Origin of the sequence: Acinetobacter sp. ANC 3903, assembly GCF_002135315.1 — a bacterium.
Lineage (GTDB): Bacteria > Pseudomonadota > Gammaproteobacteria > Pseudomonadales > Moraxellaceae > Acinetobacter.
Genome location: NZ_NEGA01000018.1, coordinates 1 through 26184 on the forward strand (window position 1 = coordinate 1; position 26184 = coordinate 26184).

Genomic DNA, 26184 nt, shown 5'->3' on the forward strand with positions numbered 1-26184 from the left:
GAAATCTGTGCAACTCTCAATATCAGATGAATATCACTTAAAGCAGCGTAATAAAATAGAGACTTTATTCAGCCTGTTAAAAGGGAAATATCATTTGGTGACGAGTAAAGCGAGAAGCATTGAAGGGTACTTAGCTGGAATTTATGCATCTTTATGTGCTTACCAGTTATGCCATCAAAACAAGCCAGCTATTCGAGTAATGGAATGATTGGCTTAAACAGGATTTGGGTTAGTTACTTCTATATAAAAATAAACTATTTATCCAGAATATAATATCCATATTTAGCCATATTTAAAAAATGTTTTATTATTCTAATCATATGAAATTAAAAATAATTAAAATTCCAAAAAACAAATATTTAAAAATAAAAATTAAAAAAATGAGCAACCAAATCAATCTTATTTATAATTAAAAACCACCCAATCTTTATTTAACAAAATAAATAACCTTTAATAAAATTATTTTAAGTATTAAATAAATCACACCTTTAAATAAAATTAAAATCAGCAATAATTTATTTAAAATCCATTCAGTTCAATTAATTATAAAGGGGCAAGATTTTTGAAAATATGTTTAAGATTATCCAGCATTTTCTCAATTTGTAGCGGTGTTAAACCCTCAAAGGATTGTTCTAAAACAATCAGGCTGAGATCATTAATTTTCTGAATCTTTTGTTGTCCTTTATCTGTTAATGATACTCGGGTAATTCGAGCATCATCTTCACAACAATAAGTATTCACTAATCCTTCATCTCTTAAACGATAGACCACTTTGGTGGTGGTCGACATTTTAGAAATCAGCATCTCCGACAGATCAGATATGCTAGCCTTATTTTTGGATTTTAATGCCAGCAAGATACGACGGCGTGAATTATCTAAACCATATTTCTTTAATGCATGATCAACGTTTTGTATATATTGAGTATGGACTTGAGTAATCCAGTGATATAGAGAATTTTCTAAATTAAAATCCGCAGAGCCAGATAAAAACTTATTGTACTTTTTTGCCACAACCTCACCTCTTCTAATCTATTAGGCTCATTAAAAAATTTTTAAAACATATTCTATTGTAGATTCTTTACTTTTTGATTACATTTTCACCCATTCAATATCTGGTATTAATTATTTAGCCCTATATTCTCTTTTTAATATTAACCCTCTAATTCTTTTTTGCTTCTGCGAGCCTCTTTGTTATAAAAGAATTAGAGAGTCCAAATTTAGCTACAGTTCCCTTTTATATTTATTTATTGTTATTAGGCAAACTGATTAAATCACTTTAATGGTTAAATGATCTATCACAAAAAATACCATTTTATTTTTACAAATGTGAAAAATTGTGACAAAGTTAGCCTTAATTTATTTTGGAAAAATCCTCCATTTTCTGCAATTTTTAGTCTATTAAAATAATTTTAAATTCAGTTTATAAATTTTTTATATTTATTGATAAAAATAAAATACTGTTTAATTTAATATTTTTAATCCATAAAAATTTTATACCTTTAGAGTATAGAATTGCAGAATTTAAATAAATGAAGGAAAAATAATCTATTTGCACTGACTTACAATATGCATTTTATATAATTTATTAAATAATCATGAATTTAATAGATATCTTTATATAGAAAAATTTAAAGCAGAATTTTTACGCTGAAAAATCGAGTTTTCTGGATCACAAAATTTAAACAAGCTATCCGTATACAGAGCCTGAGGAAAAGGAAGTTTCTCTTAAGTCTTTCTAGACTTAGAGCTGAATAAATACCGGTTTAGATTGTATAGATGAAAACGGTGCTCAACTTCAACAGAGTGTATTTGCCTCTTCTTTCACCCTAAAGACAAACACAAGATGAATATCGCTAAAGGTTTATTTAAGGCCTCGATACTTTTTTCAGTCGTTTTTTTAGTCACCTCCCATTTTCTTAAAAATGACAAAAAAGGAAGCACATGGCTTCCCTTTTTAAGCATTGACCCATCAGATGCCGTATTTCAGACGATAGGCTTCCATTTTTGCTAAAGCTTCTTTCTCGCCTTTCGCATCCAGGAAGTCCATCAAATCTTTCATGGTAATTAAAGCGTGAACTGGAATTTCGAGTTCTTTTTGCACTTCCTGAATTGCAGACAATTCGCCTTGACCTTTTTCCTGACGATCTAAAGCCACCAATACACCAGCAATTTGCGCACCAGCATTTTTAAGAATGGTCACCACTTCACGGATGGCAGTACCTGCAGTAATCACGTCATCAATGATCCAGACTTTTTTACCTTCAACTGAAGCACCAACCAGTACACCGCCTTCACCATGATCTTTGGCTTCTTTACGGTTAAAGCCCCAAGGTACGCTCACGCCATGATTTTGTGACAATGCCACAGCCGTTGCCGCTACAAACGGAATACCTTTATACGCAGGGCCAAAAATCACTTCTACGTTGTCACATGCAGTTAATTTGTCCGCATAGCCTGAAGCCAATAGCGTTAACGCTTCACCATCATTGAGTAAACCCGCATTAAAAAAATAAGGACTCACACGACCTGATTTTAAAGTAAACTCACCAAATTTAAGCACACCACGTGATAATGCAAGTTCGATAAAAGCTTGAGGGTTAAATTGAGCTGGCGAGGTCATGAGGTGCTCCAAAATTCATAAATAGAGGTAAGACTTGCGCATGATACCAAAGAGTAGCTATCCAAGTGATCAAAAAATTCTAAGAGTCGTTTCAATTAACGTAAATGGCTTGCGTTCATCAGTGACCAAAGGCTTGCTTGAATGGCTGGAACAGTCAGATGCCGATGTCATTTGTATGCAGGAAAGTCGGATCACCCATGCGCAGTGGACTGAAAAATTTAGACCAGAAGGCTGGTACACGCACCTGTTCCCGGCAGAACGTGCAGGCTATGCCGGTACCGCCATTTATAGCCGCCTGCCTTTTGTCTCTGTGACCAATGGTTTGGGCTTTGAATTAGCCGACTCTCAAGGACGCTTTATTGCTGCCGAATTTGATCTCGGTTTAGACAAGCCGGTATACATCTGTTCGCTGTATCTGCCTTCAGGTTCATCCGGTGAAGAAGCCCAAGCGCGTAAAGATCACTTTTTGGATCAATATCAAGACATCTTAAAACAATGGCGTGATGAAGATAAATCCATCATTGTCTGTGGTGATTACAACATTGTGCATAAACGCATTGATATTAAAAACTGGTCAGGCAACCAGAAATCTTCAGGCTGTTTACCACATGAACGTGCATGGTTAGATCATATTTATGATGATCTGGGTTATGTCGATACTTTCCGTGAAGTGCGTAAGGAAGCCGAACTTTATTCATGGTGGTCCAATCGCGGACAAGCGCGTGCCAAAAACGTCGGTTGGCGCATTGATTATCAGGCCTGCTCACCGGACTGGAAAGCCCGTACCATCAATGCCTGGGTCTATAAAGACAGCTGGTTTAGCGACCATGCACCCGTAGTGATTGATTATAAAATATAGTCCATATGCCGGATTGAGTGTACAGTCGTTCACTCAATACAAGCACATAGATTACAAAAGATGTCGAATTTGTTGCTTTTTATATACATCTTTTAAGTGCATTATAGCTTCACGGCAAAGGGATAAGTCAGGATGACTCAAAAGGACAGGACGCCGTAGGATGAAACAAAATAAACAACAGATGTTGCTAATTTTGTAAGGATGAGACAATGGACGTTGAAATGAGACCCGCATGATCAGGATGATTAAATGCGGGTTTTCTCTATTTTGAGTTAGCCATTTTTTATAATCCCAAGAACAACCCCAAAACCACTTTATTATTTTCTATGCCACTATTATTGGCAAATCTCAATGTCAGTTTGATGACAGCTACATTTATTTTCTAATCCTGAATAGTTTAAATTCGCTCTAGAGCTTATGGATGATTTTCGCTAGGCTATTACAGAATAGAAAATGGAATAATTCACTTATGCTTAAAATTTATGGCATCAAAAACTGTAATTCAATGAAAAAAGCCTTCGACCTGCTCAATGAACTCGGGCTTGCTTATGAATTTCACGATTACAAGAAACACGGCATTGCCGCTGAAACGCTAAAAACATGGCTAGATGCCAAAGGTCAGGAAATGATTCTCAATAAAAAAGGTACCACCTGGCGCAAACTGAGCGAAACGGAACAACAAGCTGCATTAGCCAGTGAAAATAACCTCATTGAAGCACTGACTAGCCATAATAGCTTGATCAAACGCCCGATGCTTGAAACAGCTTCAGGTTATATCGTGGGCTTTGATGAAGACGCGTATCGGGCATTAAAGTAAGCATACTTCATCGCCCAGATTAAAAAAGCCTGACATTGTCAGGCTTTTTTGTTTAATCCATTTGGCTCAGCAAACTTAGTTTGCGCGAATCCAGGTTTGGTTACGACCTAAAACGGATACGCCAATAAAGCCACGTAATTCTAGCGTTTTACCGCCATTCGCTAGTTCGCCTTTTAGCTTGTAAGTTTTGCCTGAAGAAGGGTCAAGAATAGTACCTTCCTCATAGTTTGTGCCCCCTACATTTTTAAGACCATGAACAATCTTTAAACCTTTTAAAGATTTATTGTGATATGGACCTTCGCATTTTTTACATGCTTGTTCTTCGCCCGGTGTCAAAACTTTTTGAATGCTTGCAGACAATGTGCCATTTTTTTGTTCAGTAAATTTTACGATTGCTTTTGGTTGTTTTGTTTTGTCGTCAATCGTTTTCCAAACTGTGCCATTTAAAGGATCAGCAGCATTTGCCAAAACTGTTAATCCGAGCAATCCTAATGCAAGTGCAATTTTTTTCATTTTTTTTTCATTCCCTAATCTAGTAATAGATGACCTTAGTATTAAAAAGTCACAACAATAATGCAATTCTTGAATGTGACCATATAGTGTAACCTTGTAACTTGTGTTGGTAAATATGCAAACTAAAGCTCCGATAAATAACAAGATGGAAAGAATATGAAAATAGATCCGGTATGGAAACAACTCATTACTGAAAGCTTTTTAAAAACAACCATCCGCACACCAAGTCAATTTAATTTACCGCCAAGCACGGCACGTTTTGCCATAGAACAAATGTGCCGCTTATTTCCACAAAATAAAGATGTCAGTATTCGCCCTCTTCGTCTTGCCGGCTTGCATGCAGAAGAAATCAAACCAGTAAATGAAGCCACTCAACTCATTTTATATGTTCATGGCGGTGCCTTCTATTTAGGCTCATTAAATACCCATCGGGCATTTTTATCCGACATGGTGGCACGCACCCAAATGCAGGTGATTCATGTGGATTATCCTCTGGCGCCTGAACAGCCCTTTCCTGAAGCCCTGGATGCACTGTTTGATGTTTACAATATTTTGCTCGACCAAGGTATACAGGCCAAAGATATTATTTTGTCCGGCGACTCCTGTGGTGCCAATCTGGCTTTAGCCTTAGCGCTAAAAATTCGTGATGAACAGCTGCCTCAAGTCAGTGGTCTGATGCTGTTATCACCCTTTTTAGATTTAACCCTGACCAGTGAATCCTTACGCTTCAACCAGAAGCATGATGCGCTATTGTCTATTGAAACCTTAGAAACAGGGATTGATTATTACGTACCGAAAGCTATGGATAAATCACATCCTTCTATTTCTCCCCTGTTTGCGGATTTGACCGGATTACCTCCAACGCTGGTACAGGTGGGATCGAAAGAAATTCTACTGGATGATGCGCAGCGCTTTAAAGAAAAAGCAGAGCAGGCCAACGTACAGGTGACTTTTAAACTTTATACTGGCATGTGGCACAATTTTCAGATGTTCCATGCCTGGTTTGATGAAGCCAAGCAGGCCATGGCCGATCTGGCTGAGTTTGCCCATGCCCTGGATCAAAGCTAAATTTAATTCGCAATCAAACATTTTCCATAAAAAAAGGTCAGCCGAAGCTGACCAAAGAGGAATCATGGATAGGAGAATTTCAAATTACAGGCTTTTTACCTGAGCTAAAGCGCTGGCAATTGCCTGATCTTTTAACTCTGCGCCCATATTGACACCTTCAGCACGAATAATTTCCACATCATTCACGCCGGTAAAGTTAAATACAGTTTTTAAAAAGCCTTCCTGGAAATCTGCCGGGCTATTTTCACCATACACACCGCCACGACTGCTGGCAATATAGGCTTTTTTCTCGCCGGCCAAACCCACAGGACCATTTTCAGTATATTTAAAGGTTTTACCTGCCACACTGATACGGTCAATCCAGGCTTTTAGAGTAGAAGGCAAGCCAAAGTTATACATCGCCGCACCCACCACGACCACGTCTGCATCCAGATACTGCTGAATAATTTTTTCACCCAAGGCTGTCTGTTCAGCATCTTGTCCCATCAAAATTTCAGCGGTTAAATGTGGAATAGGCTGTTTTGCCAAGTCCAGATATTCTACGCTTGCATCTGCATGCTTGGCTTGCAATTGAGTGACAATCGCCTGACTCAATTGGCGTGAAACAGAAGCATCACCTAAAATACTGGAATCGATATGTAAAACTTTCATGCCTGTTACCTTCATCTCTATTTATTCAATGTAGGCATTTTAATCCCCCAACAAAAATAGAATAATAGGCTTATACACAACACAACGTTCCATATTTAAAACAATAATGATTCAGCCTAACTAATCTTGAGACCAAAAAGTACAAAAAACAGGCATTACTATTGCTAAAAAAACATGCTATGTTGTTAATTGATAAAAATAAATCTACTTACTTCACATTAATTCACAATTTTACCAACCCGGGATTATCTCTATCGAATGAAGCCAATCTATTCACCGAATATCACTTTCTCGTTCAAAGAAAAAATTGCGAAATATCTGTTAGAAGATGGCGTGGTCATGAACTGGAGTGTCCTGAATAAATGCATTTTGATGCTGATTTTAGGTAGTGCGGTGCATATGATCTGGATTATCTGGAAAGTTTTCGTGCTGTTATCTCCCGAGGTATGGCACTGGGTAAATTTACCCTTGCTCAAACTACAGCTGGAACTGAATATCCTGATTTTGGCCGTCTTTATTGGACTGATTTACCTATGTTCGGCATGGCGTAAAAAAGCTTGGGTACAGCAAGGGTTACCTTATTTATCCGTGAGTATTTTGGTCATTCCATTATGTCGTGATGGTTATGTCGTGGGCGTACTCAGTCCCGCCACGATGATCACTTACATGAGTCTGGTCACTGTAGGCTTAGTACTGTTTACCCGTAAAATCGTTTATTGCGCTCTCATCCCAGCCACATTATTTTTATTCGCTTGTGGCTATTTAAGTCTGCAAGGTCAAATCAGTTACGGTCCGTTGTTTCATCTAGACACCATGCCTTACCAAAATATGTTTTGGGTGCTGACGATGATGTATTTCATCGTGCCAATTTTAATTACCTGCCTTATTTTATTTGAAATTTTACTGAGTCAGTGGCGGCATCGAGAAAAACTGATTCAGCATTTAAGTCAGGTTGACCCGCTGACCAATGCACTTAACCGACGCAGCATCAATTACTGCCTGGAAAAACTGGAACGCAAGCCAAGTAAATCTTATGCAGTGGTTCTGATTGATCTGGATCATTTTAAGCGCATTAATGACCAATACGGGCACGATAAAGGCGATGAAGCCCTGATTCAGGTCAGCCAAATCCTGTCACAGCTTATTCGGGATAGTGATGTGGTCGGTCGCTTGGGTGGGGAAGAATTTATTCTGATTCTGAATCAGTCTTCTCTGCAACAGGCTCAAATTATTGCCGAGCATTGTCGTCAGGCCATTCAACAACTTCATTTAAGCAGTGAATCGGGACAGATCATTCCGATTACTGCAAGTTTTGGCATTGCACTATCTAGTAAAATACTGAATTCACAACAATTATTAAGCCAGGCAGATAAGGCGCTGTATGCAGCTAAAGCCTGCGGACGCAATCAGGTCAAATGCTATCAGGAAGAGTGTCTTGCTGAACCCAAAGTCTGCTAAAGCGGTTTCTGCTGATACGACTCTAAATAATTCACCCACATCTCTTCTTGCAATGCAGCATCCAGCCACGCTTTCACGGCCGGATGTTGCAGCATGGTGTGCATATACTGCTGTGTCGACTCACTGACTGGCAAGGCATAGGTCATCAGCCGCGTCACCACCGGGGCATAAAATGCATCGGCAATTGAAAATTCACCACATAAAAAACCGTTCACCTCTGGACGTTCTGACCAGATCTGCTCGATACGGGCCATATCCTGACGCAGTGCGGCATCGTCCTGCCATAAACACTTACCCACATCAGCTAAATGGGCGCGGATATTCATGCCACAGGCGTTGCGCAAACCGGTAAATCCGCTGTGCATTTCCGCTGTAATGCAACGTGCACGGGCACGCAGCTTGACATCTTGCGGCCATAAAGACTGATCGGGATGTTGTTCTGCCAGATATTCGCAAATCGCCAGTGAATCCCATAGCATCAAGTCATGATCGACCAATACCGGCACTTTACCATTCGGGTTAATCACCAGAACATCCTGTTTAAAAGTACCGGTATTACGCTCCGGCGGAAATGGCAGCATAATTTCTTCAAACGGCAAATGAAAGGCCAGCAGCACTAGCCACGGGCGCATGGACCAGCTGGAATAATTTTTATTGGCAATATAGAGCTGATACATGAAATTATTGTCCTCTATGCTGCTGAAACAGATCGAGCTGTTTCAGCAATTCAGCTTCGCTAAAAGCTCCGGTTAAACGTAAGCCACGGATTTCCTGCCGCTTCGCATCTAAAAATAAATAGGTCGGCGGCCCTAAAATATCCCATTGATTCAATAAGGCCTGATGCGTTGCATCGTAGTCGCTTAAATCCAGCTTAATCAGAAAATAAGGTTCTAAGGCTTGTTGCACTGGTGCAGATTTTAAAACACGATGTTCAATTGGCTGGCAGGCTACACACCAGTCTGCATAGACATCAATAATAATGGCTTGGTTAGCAGGTACATTGGCGAGGATATGCTGAAATTCATCGGCAGTTTTCGCCACATGCCAACTGGCTTGGGTACTGCTCTGGGTGATAAAGAAACGCTGGCTATGCTGATATTGAGTATAAGCCAAATACGGAACCACCACGAGCAAGGCCAAAATATACAGCCATTTGAATGGAGCTGTTTGCCGCATGATTCGAATGCTTAAATATCCAATAAAAAAGAGACCTAAGCCCAAACTTAACCATTGTAACCAAGCTTCAGAAATTAACGGACGAATAAAATACAGCGCCAGAGCCAACATGATAAATGCAAAAAACACCTTAATCTGGTGCATCCACAACCCTGCTTTAGGCAGCACCCTGGAACCTAATACACTGGCCAGAAGTAAGGGGGTTCCCATGCCAAAACCCAAGGTGAATAGCAAGATTGCCCCCTGCCACTGACTTTGGGTCTGGGAAATAAATAATAGTGCCCCAGCCAGCGGTGCGGTCATGCAAGGGCCGACCAACAGTGCAGAGATCATTCCCATGATACCTGCACCCAGCAGACTCCCGCCTTTTTGCAGTGAATGCACCCGATCTAAACGGTTCACCAAAGCATGCGGTAATTTAATTTCAAACAGCCCAAATAAATTCAGGGCAAACAGCACAAACAGCACACTAAAAGCTATCAGGGTGGAAGGCTGTTGCAACCAGCGTTGAAAGTTCAGTCCTGCCGAGGACGCAATTAAACCTAAAATGGCATAGACCATCGCCATACTACAGACAAAGACCAAAGCAATCATCCAGGCTTTTAAGCCTTTGCTATCGCGTACAATTAAGGAGGTCAAAATAGGTAACATCGGCAATGAACACGGAGTAAAGGCCAAGAGTATCCCCAAGCCGAAAAATAACAATAGGCCATAAACGAAAGAGCTTTCGGCTAATGTTTCCGACCACATTTGATCTTTTGCAGTATCTAATGGGACAGGTTTTTCAGTCACCTTGATGCTATTTTGCGTAGCACTTAATATTGGATTCCCACTGGCAAAACTGTTTGCAGATGATGACAGATCAAGCAGGCGTTTACTGGCTCTGGCCTGATTTTGCAGCAGCACCAAGCCGTCAATATCGGTCTGGAATTCGACAGTTTGTGGCGGGTAGCAAATTCGATCCTGGGCACAGCCCTGCCACGTCACCCGGTAGGTTTGGGAGGCTTCGGTCGCAATATTAAATTGCACTTGATGAAAATAAACCTGGGTGCGACCATAGTTTTCATCATGTAAATCAGTGGCTTGCGGCAATTTTAAAGCCAGCTTTTGTGCCCCTTGCCAGACTTCAAATTTGTGCTGATATAAATAATAACCCTCTGGAATTGTCCAGTTGAGTCGGGCTTCATGTGTACTGCTAGATTCAACACTAAAAGAAAAAGCATCCTCAGGTGCAAGCAATTGCTCTTGTGCCTGCAGTGTCATGGAACATAGTAAAATAACACTACAAATCAATCCGCTTATAGCGGAATACAACCACACGCCAAAGTCTTGAGAATGCTTTTTCATATGAATTTTTATTTTTTAATTAAAATAGGAATGAAACACCCAAACCTGATTGGTAGCTTTTATCTCGACCATTTAAGTCCACACCAATACTGGCATCCATTTGCACGCGCTCATTTAGTGCATAGACAAGTCCTGAACCCAGTGCATATTCATAGTCTTGACTTTCGGCTTTGCGATAGACCAGTTCAGAAAAACCTGACAATTTGTCAGTGATTTTATATTCAATGGTCGGTACTGCAGTCACTGCCCAGTTGCTGTTTTGGACTTCGTAGCGCATGGTCATGGAAGTAGCAATTAAATCGCTATAATCATAAGCCACAGCCGAGGTTAGGCTGTAAATATCATCTTCATTACTAAAACCATCATTACCAGTCGCCAGAATAGCTTCAGCTAAAATAGCCATAGAAAGCTTTTCATCATCCAGATTAATGGCCTTTTTTACCCCAATGCTGACATCACCCAGACCGTCTTCTTCAATGGACTGGCCTGCCGTTTTGGTCTTTAACCAGGATGGTCCTTGCCAGCCCAATTGCACTTCAAGATCTTTGGCTAAACCGGTACGCAATAACATGTCGGCATTTAAGCTAGTGTTTTTAACCTTTAGCCCGTTTTCATCAGTGCTTTCTGAGTAGTTTAGGCTTGGTAAACCCTGTTCCCATGCCAGCTGACCGACTGGAGTAATACCTGTACCAATTCCTGTACCCGGACGGTCAAAAGAAAAGTTGGCAGCCATTGCATTGATGCTAAAACCTGCTGCAAAAATGAAACTTACTGTTTTTAGGACTGGCATGAATTGTCTCACTGATTAGGTTAATTCTTTAGTCATTTTAGCCCCATAACTACGGAGCAATTCTAAAGTTTGCTTTTCTTCGGCCAATGCTTCTGACCAGTTGATTTCATCAAAGTCACAATCAAAGAATAAATCACTAATCGAAGATAGTATGGTCTGACCATCTTCATCTTTGGTATTGGGATCTACTTTTTCATCCAGTAAACGTTTCACTGCAGGCACGCAGGCGGAGCTGGCAGCATCCCATAATGGACCATACAGTTCTTCGGCATCCCACAAATGTAAATTGACTTTGGCCTGAATAAGCGCCTCTAAAATCTCAAGATGAACTGCCAGATTCTGCTGTTTTTCTTGTTCAGATAAAGGTGAACCGGCTTCATAAGCTTCGCAAATATGCTCCCACCATTTGAACAAACCATCGGACCAGACAGAAATGGCCGGACCTTTTTCCAGATCAATAAAATTCGGATCGAGACCTTCTGCCAAAAGACGTTGCACCAGAGCAAGATCCAGCTCTTCTATTGCCTGTACAAAGACTTGTTGTTGTGCTGTTAACATGGAGAAAATACTCTTCAATCATTTTTAACTATTATGCCGAATAAACTGTCATTTGTTTTAGCTAAATGTATAAGGAGTATATTTTTTATTTCTGTTGCCCTGCCCCGAATAGCGTATTAAAACGCCCATAAAAAAAGCTCCGAAGAGCTTTTTTCTTTAAGCAAGATGTTGCTTAATCATTTACATCGTCCACATCATTGGCTTCTGCAGTTTCAGCAAGTACCGGCACTGCGGCACGAGGGTCATCTATTTTCTCAAATAAATGTTCCAAACTGCGTTTTAAGCGGTCAATGGCTCCATGTATGGCAGTATCGATATTATGACCATTATGGTTCACCACTACCGGTTTCAAACCTGCCGGGCGTGCTTCGATCATGCAGTGAATATCATCTGCACCACCTTTGGGACCATTTTCATCGCTAAAATGAACCGAGAAATGGGTAATACGTTCGCTATAACGTTGGAATTCAGCATTCAGTTCTGCACGAACATAAGTAATTAAACGCTCACTATTTTGGATGTTTTTATCGGTACGAATTTCAATGTTCATATAATTTCATCCTCTTTATTCATCAAATCTTTTTTGTGCAAAACTTCTTATCTTGGCACGTTTTACCTTGCTGTTAACAACAGCGCTGAGCATCTTCAACCTAGTTTGGAACGAGTTCCTCCACATTGAATGATGAACACTTTTAACTCTGCAGATTCGTGTCCTTATGCTTTGAATATAAGGGTCTAGGTGAAGCTTATGCAAGTAGTATTTTGATATTTTTTTAAATACCCTATAACGTATAAGGAATTTGACTTTTCCCTTTAAATAGTTTGATAAATCTCACATTATTTTTTTGAAGCTAAAATTCCTTGTTTATATCGCTTTAGCTTTTTTATCAACATGTATTTTTAGGTATCAAAGTGGTGCCTTGATTTTAATCAGGGTACTCTGAGAAAAGCAGACTATTTTTTTAACCATTGATCAATTTTGGCTTTATTTTTGCTAAAGAATCTGTATGCTTTGCTTGCTTCTCGGGGGAGATATTTTTAATGAAACTTACACAATTTTTTGCTACATGTGCATTGGCTTCAACAGCTGCACTTACACAGGCTTCGCCAGTGGTATGGCAAGACTTCAGCTTGACTGGTCTTTATGGTGATCACTATAAAGTAGGTACTGAAGACCGCACGACCGTGACTGCAGAATATGCAGCTAAACTTAAATATTCTGATGTATTCTTTTTCGTTGACCATCAATTGGATGGCAATGATGAACAAAATACATATTTCGAGTTAGCGCCACGTTTAAGCTTAGGCGAAGTATCTGGAAAAGATCTTTCTTTGGGTCCAATTAAAGATGTCCTTATTGCGACAACTTGGGAACACAATGCAGGATACGATCAAAACCAAGAGTTTAATAACTTCCTGTACGGTATTGGTTTTGCTTTAGATATTCCATACACCCAGTATGCAAATGTGAACTTCTATAAAGCGGATAACGACAAAACTAAAGATGATTATCAAATGACGATCACTTATGCCGTTCCGTTTAAATTGGGTTCTGAAGATTTCTTGGTAGATGCCTTCCTGGATTGGTCAACGGCCGAAAAAGGCGCCCAAGCAAGCGAGCTGAACTGGACCAGCCAGTACAAATGGAATGTAGGTAAACATATTTCACCTAAAACTAAATTGTATGTTGGTATCGAACACTCAGTTTGGAACAACAAATTTGGTATTCAAGGCGTAGACCAAAATGACGTAAGCGCATTGGTTAAATACCATTTCTAAGCACGTTTGTTTTCCAGCAAAAAAAAGCAAGATTTCGGTCTTGCTTTTTTTATGCCTGAGCACCCGTTTTAAGTTTAAAATTTCCTCATCCTTAGCATTTTTTATTTTCACTATGTCTGTCCAAATTCGACCTGCAGAACTTCAAGATTTAACAGCCATTTTAAATATCTTTAACCAAGAAATTTTAAATGGAACGGCAAATTGGCGTAATCAAGCTTTAAGTCTGGAAGAATATACGCAGTGGTATCATCAGTTGCTTCGTGACCAGTTTCCATTATTGGTTGCTGTAGAATCTACAACTCAACAAATTTTAGGCTTTGCAGATTATGGATCGTTTCGAAGTCTCATTGGCTATAAAAATACGGTTGAACATTCAGTCTTTATTCATCCAGATTTTCAAGGTTTGGGACTAGGTAAAGCATTAATGCTGAAATTGATCGAACATGCACGGCAGCAGCATCTTCATATCATGATTGCAGCTATTGACGCAGAAAATTCAGGCTCTATCCTGTTACACGAAAAATTAGGCTTTAAACAAACTGGCTATATGCCTGAAGTCGGACAGAAATTTGGGAAATGGCGTGATCTGGTGTTGATGCAATTCAATTTAGATGCATAAAAAAGCCCGCAATATGCGGGCTTTTTTAATATATAAATAATGATTTAACTTAAAAAACTAAACCACCAGATCAGCCAGATTACCTTTCTGTTCTAACCAGTGTTTACGATCCGATGAGCGTTTTTTTGCCAGTAATTTATCCAGTAGACCGGCAGTAAAATGCGCGTCGTCCAGATCAAGCTGTACCAAACGGCGGGTATTCGGGTCCATGGTGGTTTCACGTAACTGACTGGCATTCATCTCACCCAGACCTTTGAATCGGGTAATTTGCGGATTTTTGCTTTTGCATTTTTTTAGAATGCTTTCCAGCTCATCTTCATCCAGCGCATAGTGCACATCCTTACCATCATCAATACGGAACAATGGCGGCATGGCCACAAACAAATGCCCTTCCTCCACCATGGTTGGGAAGTGTTTCACAAACAAGGCACAGAGCAAGGTCGCGATATGCAGACCATCCGAATCGGCATCGGCCAGAATACAGATTTTACCGTAGCGAAGTTCGGACAGGTCATCACTGCCTGGATCAACTCCAATCGCAATGGCAATATCATGCACCTCCTGAGAGCCCAAGACCTCATCGGACGAGACTTCCCAGGTATTTAAGATTTTCCCGCGAATCGGCATGATCGCCTGGAAATTCTTGTCACGTGCCTGCTTGGCAGAACCACCCGCAGAATCCCCTTCCACAATGAAGAGTTCCGATTCTTCCAGGGTATGTCCTACGCAGTCGGCCAATTTACCCGGGAGCGCAGGTCCAGAAACGATCTTCTTACGTTCAACTTTTTTTGCCGCTTTTAAACGGCGACCGGCTTTGGCAATTGCCAATTCGGCCAGTTGCATGGCAATGTCGGAATTCTGGTTGAGCCACAGCGCAAAGGCATCTTTGGCGATATTCAGCACAATGCCGGATGCTTCACGGCTCGACAAACGTTCTTTGGTTTGACCGGAAAATTGTGGTTCCTGAAATTTTAAAGACAGAATGTAGTTCACCCCATCCCAGACATCTTCGGCAGACAATTTTAAATTACGCGGCAACAGGTTACGCAGTTCACAGAACTCGCGCATGGCATCGGTGACCCCTGAACGCAGACCGTTGACGTGGGTACCGCCCTGCGCAGTAGGAATCAGGTTGACGTAGCTTTCCTGAATCTGCTCGCCACCTTCAGCATTCCAGCAAATCGCAAATTCAGCACTGGCACGCTCGGCTTCGCCACTGGCCACGAAAGCAGGACTCGGAATGATTTCACGATCTTCAAGCTCATCCATTAAATAGTCAACCAGACCATTTTCAAACTGCCAGCTGATCTTTTCATCATTGATTTGATCAACATAGTTGATCTCTAAGCCTGCCGCCAAAACCGCTTTGGCTTTTAAATTATGTTTTAAGGCTTTGAGAGCAAACTTGGGCGAATCAAAATATTTGGCTTCCGGCCAGAAATGCACTGTGGTCCCAGTCGCACGTTTTGGTGCTTTACCCTCTAACACTTCAAGCGGTGCAACCGGTTCACCGTGTTCAAAGGCCATTTTATACAGGTTACCCTGACGCTGAACTTCGACTTCCACCCGGTCAGATAGGGCATTGACCACTGAAATGCCCACGCCATGCAAACCGCCGGAAAACTGGTAGTTATCGGTGCTGAATTTACCGCCGGCATGCAGTTTGGTCAGAATGATTTCAATCCCGCTTTGGCCATATTCAGGGTGGATATCCACCGGCATGCCACGGCCATTATCTTCAACCGACAATGAGCCATCTTTATACACTATGACGGTAATTTTGTTGGCATGCCCTGCAAGTGCCTCATCCACAGCGTTATCAATAACTTCCTGCGCCAAATGGTTTGGACGAGTGGTATCGGTATACATACCCGGACGACGACGTACCGGATCTAAACCAGATAAAACTTCAAGTGATTGAGCCGTATATTGAGACACGTTGTACTGTTTCCTTAATTTATACAATCCGATAAAAACTGTAAGGCCATCGGTATTTTGTCTGCGAAATTTTCCATCGCATGGTTGCCATTTGCTTCCATGATCAGCATGGACTGATGTGAAGCATTGCTATAATAGCGCTGTGCTTCACGATAATCCAAAACTTCATCACCTTGTTGTAATAACACTAAAATTTTGTCCGCATCTTGCACAAATGGCACGGCCATCTGCTCAAGCTGATCCAGATGGGTATCATCCAGCGTCCATTCAGCATTAACCATATAGGGAATCTGATCACTGCCAAATAAGTCACGAAACAGTTGCCATGGTCGCATAGCAGGATTAATTAAAACAGCCGGCACACCATACTTTGCGACCAGCTGTGTCGCATAAAAGCCGCCCAGACTGCTCCCCACCAGCACAACCTGATCCAGATTCTCAATCATGGCAGCTACATGTGCCATCGTCTGCTCGGGCGGCATGTTGAGATCCGGCAGATGCACCCGAACATTGCCCTGCTGCTGACAGTAGTCTTTAATTTGCTGGCCTTTTATGGATAAAGCACTGCTTTGAAATCCATGTAAATAAATGATGTTCATGGTTTTTATTGCATCATTGTTAAATTTAAACTAGATTTATTTTATACATAAACCGCCGCTATCCGTCTGTTTTTATGTAGATATAGGCAGGATTGTCAGACAAAAAAATAACACCAAGGCTCAATCATCGTTATTGTAAAAGCTGTTCGAGATGAACGATATAAAATGAAAAGCTAAGAGTTTATACCGTGATCCCAAGAAAAAATAAAGGGTATGGGAAACATGGTCACAGAAAGGACAGGATCAAATGCCGAGTTTAACCCCATTACATGAAACCTATTGTAGATGGGACCGTACACCGCCCAGTCAAGCTGATGTATTGGAAGGTCTCGCACAATTGGTGACTACACGTCTAAACGACGTGATGCAGGAGCTGGTTCAGGCGATTCAACGCGAAATTTTAATTAGCGTGTTTGGCATGAGTGAGCAACGCTCGAAAAAAATACAAAAAATTCCTTATATCGACAAACTCTACCAGCTTTCATTCGACACCCTGCTCAATTACGGCAACTATTTACTGGCACCGAGTTTACGTCAAATTATTGAAAAATATCCAAAATTGCATGAGAAACCGCTGACACCTGCACTGCACTTTCTCGTCGGCGTGCTCAACGGGGTACTGGGCGATTATTTATTAAAATACCAAAACCCGATGGCACTGCCGATGGTGCTGTATGACCATTATGGCGGACTGCAAAAAGGTGACTTGTCCGGTCGTGTGGTGATCTTTGTGCATGGTTTATGTATGTCCCATTTAGAATGGTCTAACCGTCAATATGGCGGTATTGGCGAGAAGTTGCTGGCGCAACGTGACAATAACACCATGCTATACCTGAATTACAACACCGGACGTCGTATCTCGGCCAATGGCCGTAGTCTTTCCCATACGCTGGAAGATTTGATTCGTCGCAATCCGCGCATTACCAGCATTGATTTAATTGGCCACAGCATGGGTGGCTTGGTCTTACGCAGTGCCCTGTTTTACGGCAAACAAAACATGTATCAATGGATGCATCTGACAGAAAATCTGGTTTGCTTGGGTTCACCACATCATGGTGCAGTCTTGGAACGCTTTGGTTTTATTTTGCAAGATAAACTGGGACATTTCCCCTTTGTAAAAATTATCCGGCATATCGTCAATATTCGCAGCAATGGCATTCTGGATTTGCGCTATGGCAGTGTCCGTGATGATGACTGGGAACATAACCATGCCCGGATTGGCGGCATGGATGACAATCGAAAACCGGCACCCTTACCGAAACATATCAATACCTACTTTGTTGCAGGCACCATTGAATATGAAAATAAAAAGAACCGGACCTTAAAGGTACTGGGTGATTATCTGGTGAGTGTGGAAAGTGCTTTGGGTGAACATCCAAATCCACGCTTTCAACTGAAAGTGCCAGAATCGCATAAAGCGATCTTTTATGGCTTGAGTCATTTTGAAATTAACTATCATTCCAGTGTGGCGGAACAGATCGTGAAATGGTTCTATCCTCCTCAGAATGAAGAAATCAAAGAACAGGTGCATGAATACCATATGCAGCTGGAAGACTGGTCTAGGATTGCGCTGACTTAGGCAAACAACTTAAGCAAACCATAAAAAGCCAACATTCAGTTGGCTTTTTTCTACACATCTTTATTTTTTCTTGGCCGCTTTATGGGTTACCAATGGATAGCGACGCAACAGTTGCCACAGGCTAATCAAGGCTAGTACAGCAAAGAAAGCCAATGACCACACTGGAAGGGATTGTCCCAACAAAGTCCAATCGACCTTGGCACATTCACCCGAACCTTTCAGCACCTGCTCAAACACCGACTTTAACGGCAAAGTCTCCACCCAGTAGTCTAAGCCGGGACCACAACTCGGCACCTGATCGGGTGGCAAATTTTGCAGCCAGACATGACGTGCAGCCACCCCTGCAGACCAGAGTATACTGAGCAGGCCCAGCAAGGCATAAAAACGTTTAAACGCGTTTGAAACAGGATTATGCAGAAAAGCAATCAGCGATATGATCCCCAGCCCGATCAGGCCTATACGCTGAAAAACGCAGAGTGGACAAGGCTCTAGCCCTTGCCCATGTTCCAAATACAACGCAAATGCCATTCCAATGACACTGGCTATAAACAAAAAACCACTCACGAAGCGATAACTCCATTGCATGGCAAATCCTCTTAATTTTTATCGATAATTGGCAAGATATTGCTCAAAACTGATGCTCATATCTTGTTCCAGTTGCTGTTGCTGTTGCAATGACTGCCCCGCTAAACCATCAAAATAAGCCAGTGTATCCGGGCTTAATTTATGCTGTTCATAAGTCGCTGCATGTTGGAGTGCCATCACACTGCCAAAGCTCCAAGTTCCGCCATGTTCTAAAGTATCGACAATGACTTGTGCTGACAGGGTTTCATCCACCTCATCAATACGACCGAGCATCACTGCCAAGGCTGCTGAATACATCTTGGTGTTATAGCTGATATCCAGTAAATCAGCCCAAGGCTGCATTTTCATGACCTGCGCACGCGCCCAATCTTCAATCGGGTGTTTCCCAGCTGCATCCACAATAGTGGCATTGGGTGCACGGCCACGATTGACCACTTCGGCCTGATTACGCTCAATCTGTTCCTGTTCCGGATCGAGCAAATCCGGGCTATCTTGTACCAGGCAATGCAGTGCCAACACTTCCAGAAATGCCGCCGTGTTTTCATCAATCCCGATCGGATTATACGGATTGACATCGACTGCACGCAGTTCGACATAACCGACCCCGCGATTTTGCAGTGCCTGGGATGGTGTTTCTCCTGCTTGAGGCACCTGTTTCGGACGGACTAGGCTGTAGTATTCGTTTTCAATTTGCAGTACATGATCATTGATCTGAATCGGTTCACCGTGTTCATCATTTAAGCCTAAACGGCTAAAAGGTGCATAAGGCGTTTTCACCGCTTTCTGCAAACCGTCCAGATAACCTGACAGGTTGTTATAGTGAATACCCAATTGTTTCTGTGCAGAATTTTGATAACCAAAATTGCCCATACGCAATGCGGTCGCATACGGCAAGAATAAGGTGCCTTTTAATAAAGGCAATAAATGATGGTCGCGCCCGGTCATAAAACATTTACAAACCGAAGGACTGGCCCCAACCAGAAACATCACTAAAGGGGTTAAACGGATAAAGTTACGGATTAAACCAAAGTAACGGTGACTGCGATAATCCTGCAAACTGAGGCTTTTTAGGGCTTCATCACTTTCATGTTGTTGCAGTGCTTCAAATACTTGATCCGGAAAAGATAAATTATAATGCACCCCGGAAATGGTTTGCATACGGCGACCATAACGTACGCCCAGACCACGACGATATAAAGTCTTGAAGCGTCCAATATTCGAGCTGCCGTATTGGGCTAGACGAATATTTTCTTCGTTATCATCCAGCATGCACGGCATCGACAAGGGCCAGAGTTTTTCCCCATTTTCCAGGTGGCGATGCGCAACGGCATGAATATCGGCCAAATAATCGAGTGCTTTTTTAATGCTGTCTTGTGGAGGGGTAATAAACTCCATCAAGGCTTCGGAATAGTCAGTGGTAATGTGCGGATGTGTTAATGCCGACCCCAATGCTTTTGGATGCGCTGCTTGTGATAAAAAGCCATTGCTTTGCATACGCAGGCTTTCACGTTCAATACCACGCAGCATGCCATTAAACAGCGAAGAATCCACCCAAGCTGGTACCACAACTTGAGAGGTCGATTCGGGTTGACTCATTACAATCTCGCTTACCGGAAGATAACTACTAAAATAAAATCATCAGTTTATATAAGTATAACGTGAATTGGGGCAGTCGAATCATGCCCTGTCTAGTTTTCAAGCAAAACAACAACTTATTTTCTGGCAAATTTTTATCACAAAGTTACTCTATAAGACATCTGAATTTTGTGTTTGTATTGAATAATAAGTGCTAAGGAATTGTAAATCTTATGAATTATCCAGATATTTTGGACTTTTGGTTTAAGCCTGAAACTCAGCCACTGTGGTTTGCTAAAAGTGATGATTTTGATGCACTGATCAAGCAAAAATTTCAGGACATTCACCAAAAAGCCGCACATGCCGAACTGTGGTCATGGCGTAAAACCGCTGAAGGCCGGCTGGCAGAAATTATTGTGCTGGATCAATTCTCACGTAACCTGTTTCGGGATCAAGCCCAGGCCTTTGCTCAGGATTCCCTGGCATTGGTACTGGCACAAGAAGCCATTAGCCTGGATTTGGATAAACAATTAAGTCCAGAACAACGTGCGTTTTTATACATGCCCTTTATGCACAGTGAATCGAAACTGATTCACGAATTCGCGTTAAAATTATTTCAACGCTTGAATAATCCGATGAATCTGGATTATGAAAAAATGCATAAGGCAATTATTGACCGTTTCGGGCGCTATCCGCACCGCAATGACATCCTGGCGCGTACCTCAACTGCAGAAGAGCTCGAATTTTTAACCCAACCGAACAGTCGTTTCTAACCATTTATTGTGTCTCCTCCCTCGCACAGTAAATTGTATGGAGGTTTAACATGAAGAACAGCATTATAGGTTTGAGCATGGTGGTGGCATTGGCCCTGTCAGGCTGTGCAACCACACCTTCCAAACCGCTGACTTTTGACCAGCTGGGACAATTCAGCAATACGCCTTTGAATACGCAAACCTATCGCATCAGTTTTCAGGCCCGTCCCAATATGAGTTTTGGAACTGCCGAAGAAATTACCTTGGTGAAAGCCGCCCAGACCACGGTACAAAATGGATTCCGCTATTTCAAGGTACTGGATGATCCGAGTAACCGTAACCAGCCACCACGTCAGGCAGTGGTCTATTCCAGCCCGATGTACTATCCCTATGGTTATTATCACCGTTATCCCGGCTTCTGGCCTGACCCGTTTTATGACATGCCGCGCGTGGTGACTATTGACCCGGTACAAGTTTCCTATACCATTGAATGTTATAAAGATCAGAAAAAAGCACCGGATGATGCCTTTGATGCCTATTTGATTTTAAAATCGTTAGGACAAAAGTATGGCCTAAGCCCGAGCGGCCAGGTATTACCGCCACCCGTACCGAAAACAGCAAAATAACAATAGCCTAGCCACTCACAGGAATCTTGCATGACCACAGCGGAAGCAATCACCACACCGAGTTTGCAACGCAGTAAACGCTTTGCCACCCTTGCCTTAATCAGCGCCATTGTCACCTGGTTAATACTCATGCTGGTGGCCAAGCTGATTCCTGAATATGCCTGGTTCATTCATATTTTGATGCTTTCCGCCGAAGCGGGTGTGGTCGGCGGACTGGCTGACTGGTATGCCATTACCGTGCTGTTCCGCAATCCGTTTGGGAAAATGCCGATTCCCAAGTTCCTGCTCGATCACACTGAAATTATTCCACGCAACAAAGCCCGGATTGCCGAATCCATGGGACGTTTTGTACAGGAAAACTTTTTATCTCCGCAAGTGGTGGAAAGAAGCCTAAAAAGTACCGATCTGAGTCTGGCCATCGGGCAATGGTTGGCAAAGCCGGAAAATAACACCGAGGTCACGCAAGTCATTCAGCAAACCGTACCCAAGATTTTTGAATTTGTTGGTCAGGAACAGATTGGAAATTTTATTCAAAACAACAGCGTGCAATGGGTTCGCAATACGCGGGTCAATACGCTGGCCAGTGAAATGCTGCGCGCGGTGCTGGAAAATGACTTTCATCAGGATGTGTTACAGCGTGGACTCGATTTAGCCCATGGCTGGATGGTGTCGCACCCTGAGCAGGCGCGGGAGCTGAGCCGCCAACTGTTCAAGGAATTAGGCGTATGGAAACTGGCCAAAGGTGCCAGCTGGATTGGGATTGATGTGCAGCAACGCACCATCGATTCACTGATTGAACGGGTGGAATCCATGCTGGCCAATCCGCAGCATCCCTGGCGGCAAAAAATTGAACAGATGGGCCAACAGCTGATGCTGGAACTGGCCGATAATGAAAGTGAGGCCAGTGAGCGTTTAAATCGTAGTAAAGATGCCCTGCTGGATAGTCCCCAGGTACTGAATTTCATCAGTGGTGCGGTAGTGATTCTCTGTGATGCCATCAAGGCCGATTTACTCAAGGCAGATTCAGGCATTGCGCAAAACCTGCGTGTTGCGATTCAACAGCTCGGGGAAAATATCATTTCCAATCCGGCAGTACGTCAATTGCTGAATGAACGAATGAGTGGGCTTGCCGTCAATTTAAGTGATCAATACAGTGAAAAAGTGATCCGTTTTATTAGCGAACGCATTCATGAATGGGATTCACGGGAAATGATCGACAAAATTGAAAATGAAGTCGGTGGCGATTTGCACATGATCCGGGTCAATGGTGTGGTGGTCGGTGGCTTTATTGGCCTCATTCTGGGCATTATTCGCGCGCTGATTGACTGGGCGCTTTAACGAATTTAAGGCCTCAACATATAATCTTGCTAAACTAAAAAGCAGCATGTATGCCATAAATCATGCTTTTTTGAATCTTTTGCAGAATTTATCTGGCCTCAATTCTGCGCTCGTGGTCGGACAAGATTCATTCAATACAAATGGGTTCACCTAAAGACTGTGAAATTTGTTATATTTGCTGTTTTTCTGCGACATTTATTTTTCGACTGACTATGAATACGGCAATACAAGCAGCTCTCGATCATGCAGTGCAATCTCTTCAAGCTGAAGGTGTACTTCCATCCGACTGGAATAACAGCGGTCATTTAACGCGAACCAAAGACCGAAGCCACGGTGACTTCGCTTCAAATATTGCAATGATTGGTTCTAAAGCTGCGGGTATGAAACCTCGTGATCTTGCAGAAAAAATTCTTGCAAGCCTTCCTGAAGTAGCAGACATCAGCAAAGCAGAAATTGCGGGTCCCGGCTTTATTAACTTCTTTTTAAATGCCGACCAACGCTTCGCTGTTTTAGACCAGATTCAAGCGCAACAAGATCAGTTTGGCCGTACCCAAGCCAATGCCGAAAAACGCATTCAAGTCGAATTTGTTTCAGCAAACCCGACTTCCAGCCTGCATGTAGGTCATGGCCGTGGCGCAGCATACGGCATGACCGTAGCCAACCTGCTTGAAGCAACCGGTGCCAAAGTTGACCGTGAATATTATGTCAATGATGCCGGCCGTCAAATGGACATCCTGGCAACGTCTACATACTTACGTTATCTGGAACTCACCGGTCAGCAACTGATTTTCCCTAAAAATGCCTATCAAGGCGACTATGTAAAAGAAATCGCACAAAGCATTATCGACCAAGATGGCGATGCTTATGTACGTCCAGTCGCAGATGTTTATAAAAATGTTCCTGAGGATGTACAGTTTGCGGCTGAACTCGATGCAGATGGCAATAAAGTCGTGCTTTCAGGTGACAAAGAAAAGCACATCGATGGCTTGATTTTCAATTCACAACAATTAATTGGTCAAGGCTACCGCGTTTTCTTGCAAGCTGCATTAAAAGCCATTCTTGATGATATTAAAGATGACCTTGGCGAATTTGGCGTCACCTTCAACCAGTGGTTCAGTGAAGAATCATTGACGGATAAAATTGAAGAAGCGCTTCAAACTCTTGATCAACGTGGTTTCTTGTATGAACAAGACGGTAACATCTGGTTTAAATCGACTGAATTTGGCGATGAAAAAGACCGTGTCGTGAAACGCCGTAATGGTCAAACCACTTACTTTGCATCCGACATTGCTTACCACCTGAATAAATTACAACGTGGCTATACCGATATCGTAGATATCTGGGGTTCAGACCACCATGGTTATATCGCACGTGTTAAAGCGGCTATTGATGCGATGGGTTATGACTCGAAGAAATTAACCGTTCTTCTGGTTCAGTTCGTCAGCCTATGGCGTGGTGGCGAGATGGTACAAATGTCATCGCGTTCAGGTCAGTTCGTGACTTTGCGTGACCTGCGTAAAGAAGTCGGTAATGATGCTGCGCGTTTCTATTATGTAATGCGTAAATCTGAACAGCACATTGACTTTGACCTTGACCTTGCCGTATCGCAAAGTAAAGACAATGCGGTGTATTACATTCAATATGCGCATGCGCGTATCTGCCGTATGCTTGAAAAAGCAGCCTCTACCAATGTGAACTTTGCTGCCGTGAATGCACGTCAATTTGCTGCGAAACTTGATCTTGATGCTGAAACTGAAATTTTAGCCAAACTTGCGGCTTACCCTGAAATTGTGATTCGTGCAGCCAACAGTTATGAACCGCATCAAGTCGGTAACTATCTGAAAGAATTGGCAGCATTATTCCACGGTTGGTATAATGAGCATAAAGTACTCAATGATGATGCTGAACTTACGCAAGCCCGTTTATTGCTTTCAGTAAACGTACAGCAGGTTTTACGTAATGGTTTAGAATTATTAGGTGTATCTGCTCCTGAGGCGATGTAAGCAAAACAAGGTTTTGCATCGCCGCAAGACCGAAAGTCATGTTTGTGATCATGTAAACTTAGCTAATGATTTATAGACAACAGGGTAAACAAGGAATTATTTCTAAAATAAAACCTTGTTTTTAAGTAGATTTAAATCATAAATAACACACGAGGAATCCCACGTGTTTGGAAAAACGCAGCGCGGTGTCTCTGAGCGACCGAATAAGCCGAAAAAGCCATTAATTCCTGCATGGCTGGGAACGCTTGTCGTTATTTTAATCGTGTTGAGTTTTGCTGTAGCTTTGATGCTATGGAAACCGTGGGCACCGGTTAAACCGAAAAATCAGATCAGTTCTGAACATTATCAGGAAGATACCAACAAAGATTATCGTTTCTACGACTTATTGCCACAGCAGCAAGTGACGCCTATTCCAGATCAGGCAGTGCCTGAAACCAAGAACTCTGGAACCGTAGTGATTGTTGAAGTACCGGAAGCTGAAACGGCTCCCCCGGCTGAGACAGCCGAACCAAGACTGGAAACTTCTGAAGCACCAGTTGCCCACCAGCCGAGTTATATTCTGCAGGTTCGTAGCTATCCCGATCCAGATAGTGCCGATGCCCGCCGTGCCGAAATTATCTTGAATGGTTTATCTGCCGATGTGGTGAAAACAGTGGAAGGTGGTCAAACCTGGTATCGGGTGATTTCTGGGCCTTATGATTCTTCTGAAGCTGCAATTATTGCCCAGCAAACCTTACAACGCAGTGGCATCGATTCGATTGTGGTGAAACGATAAACCCCAGATATAAAAAAGCGCCTCTATTGAGGCGCTTTTTTATTTTGACCGTCCTAAATCCTTTCCTTGATGAAACATCCCCCTTAACAAAGGGGGACTGAGGGGGATTGATATAATCCAAGAGGTAAAATCCCTCCCTTGTGCACTCGAAATATATTT

Annotated in this window: 25 protein-coding genes and 1 pseudogene; 13 read left to right on the plus strand and 13 right to left on the minus strand. The window is 42.3% G+C overall.

The features are described from left to right. Nucleotides 1-208: pseudogene (locus tag B9T29_RS13300) on the plus strand (IS982 family transposase); the annotation flags it as partial. Between the two features lie 335 nt (nt 209-543). Here B9T29_RS13300 and B9T29_RS13305 read toward each other — a convergent pair. Next, complete coding sequence (locus B9T29_RS13305) at nt 544-1011, minus strand: MarR family winged helix-turn-helix transcriptional regulator (RefSeq protein ID WP_086176380.1); 468 nt, start codon at nt 1009-1011, stop codon at nt 544-546. A 958-nt stretch (nt 1012-1969) separates the two neighbouring features. Continuing rightward, nucleotides 1970-2620, minus strand: a complete 651-nt coding sequence (pyrE, locus tag B9T29_RS13310; protein ID WP_086176381.1) for an orotate phosphoribosyltransferase — start codon at nt 2618-2620, stop codon at nt 1970-1972. A gap of 40 nt (nt 2621-2660) precedes the next feature. Here pyrE and B9T29_RS13315 point away from each other — a divergent pair, with 40 nt between their 5' ends. Beyond that, a complete protein-coding gene (locus tag B9T29_RS13315; protein WP_086176382.1) occupies nt 2661-3479 on the plus strand; it encodes an exodeoxyribonuclease III in 819 nt (272 codons plus the stop codon). Nucleotides 3480-3948: 469 nt separating this feature from the next. After that, nucleotides 3949-4296: a Spx/MgsR family RNA polymerase-binding regulatory protein gene (locus B9T29_RS13320; protein ID WP_086176383.1), complete on the plus strand. Its 348-nt coding sequence runs from the start codon at nt 3949-3951 to the stop codon at nt 4294-4296. A gap of 75 nt (nt 4297-4371) precedes the next feature. Here the strand turns inward: B9T29_RS13320 and B9T29_RS13325 are convergent, their stop codons facing one another. Then, entirely contained in the window at nt 4372-4809 is a 438-nt protein-coding gene (locus B9T29_RS13325) for a DUF2147 domain-containing protein (protein ID WP_086176384.1), read from the minus strand. 156 nt (nt 4810-4965) lie between these two features. Between B9T29_RS13325 and B9T29_RS13330 the strand changes: the two genes are divergently transcribed. After that, complete coding sequence (locus B9T29_RS13330) at nt 4966-5877, plus strand: alpha/beta hydrolase (RefSeq protein ID WP_086176385.1); 912 nt, start codon at nt 4966-4968, stop codon at nt 5875-5877. 84 nt (nt 5878-5961) lie between these two features. On the opposite strand, the gene B9T29_RS13335 is transcribed toward B9T29_RS13330, so the two are convergent. After that, the gene (locus B9T29_RS13335) at nt 5962-6528 is read right to left on the minus strand and encodes an FMN-dependent NADH-azoreductase (RefSeq protein ID WP_086176386.1); all 567 of its coding nucleotides are present in this window, start codon (nt 6526-6528) and stop codon (nt 5962-5964) included. Nucleotides 6529-6786: 258 nt separating this feature from the next. On the opposite strand from B9T29_RS13335, the gene B9T29_RS13340 reads away from it, so the two are divergent. Beyond that, on the plus strand, nt 6787-7986 hold the full coding sequence (locus B9T29_RS13340) for a GGDEF domain-containing protein (protein ID WP_086176387.1): 1200 nt from the start codon (nt 6787-6789) through the stop codon (nt 7984-7986). Here the strand turns inward: B9T29_RS13340 and B9T29_RS13345 are convergent. From B9T29_RS13345 to B9T29_RS13365, 5 genes are all read right to left on the minus strand, one after another. Further along, nucleotides 7983-8663 carry a glutathione S-transferase family protein gene (locus tag B9T29_RS13345; RefSeq protein WP_086176388.1) on the minus strand — a complete coding sequence of 227 codons (681 nt, stop codon included), beginning with the start codon at nt 8661-8663 and terminating at the stop codon, nt 7983-7985. The two genes, B9T29_RS13340 and B9T29_RS13345, sit on opposite strands and share 4 nt — an antisense overlap. A 4-nt stretch (nt 8664-8667) precedes the next feature. Further along, nucleotides 8668-10509, minus strand: a complete 1842-nt coding sequence (gene dsbD, locus B9T29_RS13350; RefSeq protein ID WP_086176389.1) for a protein-disulfide reductase DsbD — start codon at nt 10507-10509, stop codon at nt 8668-8670. 19 nt (nt 10510-10528) lie between these two features. Next, nucleotides 10529-11299: a transporter gene (locus tag B9T29_RS13355; RefSeq protein ID WP_086176390.1), complete on the minus strand. Its 771-nt coding sequence runs from the start codon at nt 11297-11299 to the stop codon at nt 10529-10531. Nucleotides 11300-11314: 15 nt separating this feature from the next. Continuing rightward, complete coding sequence (locus B9T29_RS13360; RefSeq protein ID WP_086176391.1) at nt 11315-11857, minus strand: ankyrin repeat domain-containing protein; 543 nt, start codon at nt 11855-11857, stop codon at nt 11315-11317. Nucleotides 11858-12029: 172 nt separating this feature from the next. Beyond that, nucleotides 12030-12407 (minus strand): HPF/RaiA family ribosome-associated protein, encoded by a 378-nt coding sequence (locus tag B9T29_RS13365; protein ID WP_086176392.1) that lies wholly within the window; start codon nt 12405-12407, stop codon nt 12030-12032. 491 nt (nt 12408-12898) lie between these two features. On the opposite strand from B9T29_RS13365, the gene B9T29_RS13370 reads away from it, so the two are divergent. Both B9T29_RS13370 and B9T29_RS13375 read left to right on the plus strand, forming a co-directional pair. Then, nucleotides 12899-13636 (plus strand): outer membrane protein OmpK, encoded by a 738-nt coding sequence (locus B9T29_RS13370; RefSeq protein ID WP_086176393.1) that lies wholly within the window; start codon nt 12899-12901, stop codon nt 13634-13636. Between the two features lie 112 nt (nt 13637-13748). Then, on the plus strand, nt 13749-14255 hold the full coding sequence (locus B9T29_RS13375) for a GNAT family N-acetyltransferase (protein WP_086176394.1): 507 nt from the start codon (nt 13749-13751) through the stop codon (nt 14253-14255). A gap of 57 nt (nt 14256-14312) precedes the next feature. Here the strand turns inward: B9T29_RS13375 and parE are convergent, their stop codons facing one another. Further along, nucleotides 14313-16193 (minus strand): DNA topoisomerase IV subunit B, encoded by a 1881-nt coding sequence (gene parE, locus B9T29_RS13380; RefSeq protein ID WP_086176395.1) that lies wholly within the window; start codon nt 16191-16193, stop codon nt 14313-14315. A gap of 14 nt (nt 16194-16207) precedes the next feature. Then, nucleotides 16208-16792 carry a YqiA/YcfP family alpha/beta fold hydrolase gene (locus tag B9T29_RS13385; protein ID WP_086176396.1) on the minus strand — a complete coding sequence of 195 codons (585 nt, stop codon included), beginning with the start codon at nt 16790-16792 and terminating at the stop codon, nt 16208-16210. 247 nt (nt 16793-17039) lie between these two features. Between B9T29_RS13385 and B9T29_RS13390 the strand changes: the two genes are divergently transcribed. After that, complete coding sequence (locus B9T29_RS13390; protein WP_086176397.1) at nt 17040-18371, plus strand: hypothetical protein; 1332 nt, start codon at nt 17040-17042, stop codon at nt 18369-18371. A gap of 60 nt (nt 18372-18431) precedes the next feature. Here B9T29_RS13390 and B9T29_RS13395 read toward each other — a convergent pair whose 3' ends face one another. Together B9T29_RS13395 and gshA are read right to left on the minus strand one after the other, a co-directional pair. Then, nucleotides 18432-18956, minus strand: coding sequence for a disulfide bond formation protein B (locus B9T29_RS13395; protein ID WP_086176398.1), 525 nt, complete (start codon nt 18954-18956; stop codon nt 18432-18434). A gap of 18 nt (nt 18957-18974) precedes the next feature. Next, on the minus strand, nt 18975-20552 hold the full coding sequence (gene gshA, locus B9T29_RS13400) for a glutamate--cysteine ligase (protein ID WP_086176399.1): 1578 nt from the start codon (nt 20550-20552) through the stop codon (nt 18975-18977). Between the two features lie 212 nt (nt 20553-20764). Here gshA and B9T29_RS13405 point away from each other — a divergent pair, with 212 nt between their 5' ends. The 5 genes from B9T29_RS13405 (at nt 20765) to B9T29_RS13425 (ending at nt 26025) form a co-directional block, all read left to right on the plus strand. Beyond that, on the plus strand, nt 20765-21304 hold the full coding sequence (locus tag B9T29_RS13405) for a DUF924 family protein (protein WP_086176400.1): 540 nt from the start codon (nt 20765-20767) through the stop codon (nt 21302-21304). 50 nt (nt 21305-21354) lie between these two features. Further along, on the plus strand, nt 21355-21909 hold the full coding sequence (locus B9T29_RS13410) for a CC0125/CC1285 family lipoprotein (RefSeq protein ID WP_086176401.1): 555 nt from the start codon (nt 21355-21357) through the stop codon (nt 21907-21909). Between the two features lie 30 nt (nt 21910-21939). After that, a complete protein-coding gene (locus B9T29_RS13415) occupies nt 21940-23247 on the plus strand; it encodes a DUF445 domain-containing protein (protein WP_086176402.1) in 1308 nt (435 codons plus the stop codon). A gap of 212 nt (nt 23248-23459) precedes the next feature. Beyond that, complete coding sequence (argS, locus tag B9T29_RS13420) at nt 23460-25250, plus strand: arginine--tRNA ligase (protein WP_086176449.1); 1791 nt, start codon at nt 23460-23462, stop codon at nt 25248-25250. 163 nt (nt 25251-25413) lie between these two features. After that, the gene (locus B9T29_RS13425; protein WP_086176403.1) at nt 25414-26025 is read left to right on the plus strand and encodes an SPOR domain-containing protein; all 612 of its coding nucleotides are present in this window, start codon (nt 25414-25416) and stop codon (nt 26023-26025) included. Nucleotides 26026-26184 lie beyond the last annotated feature (159 nt).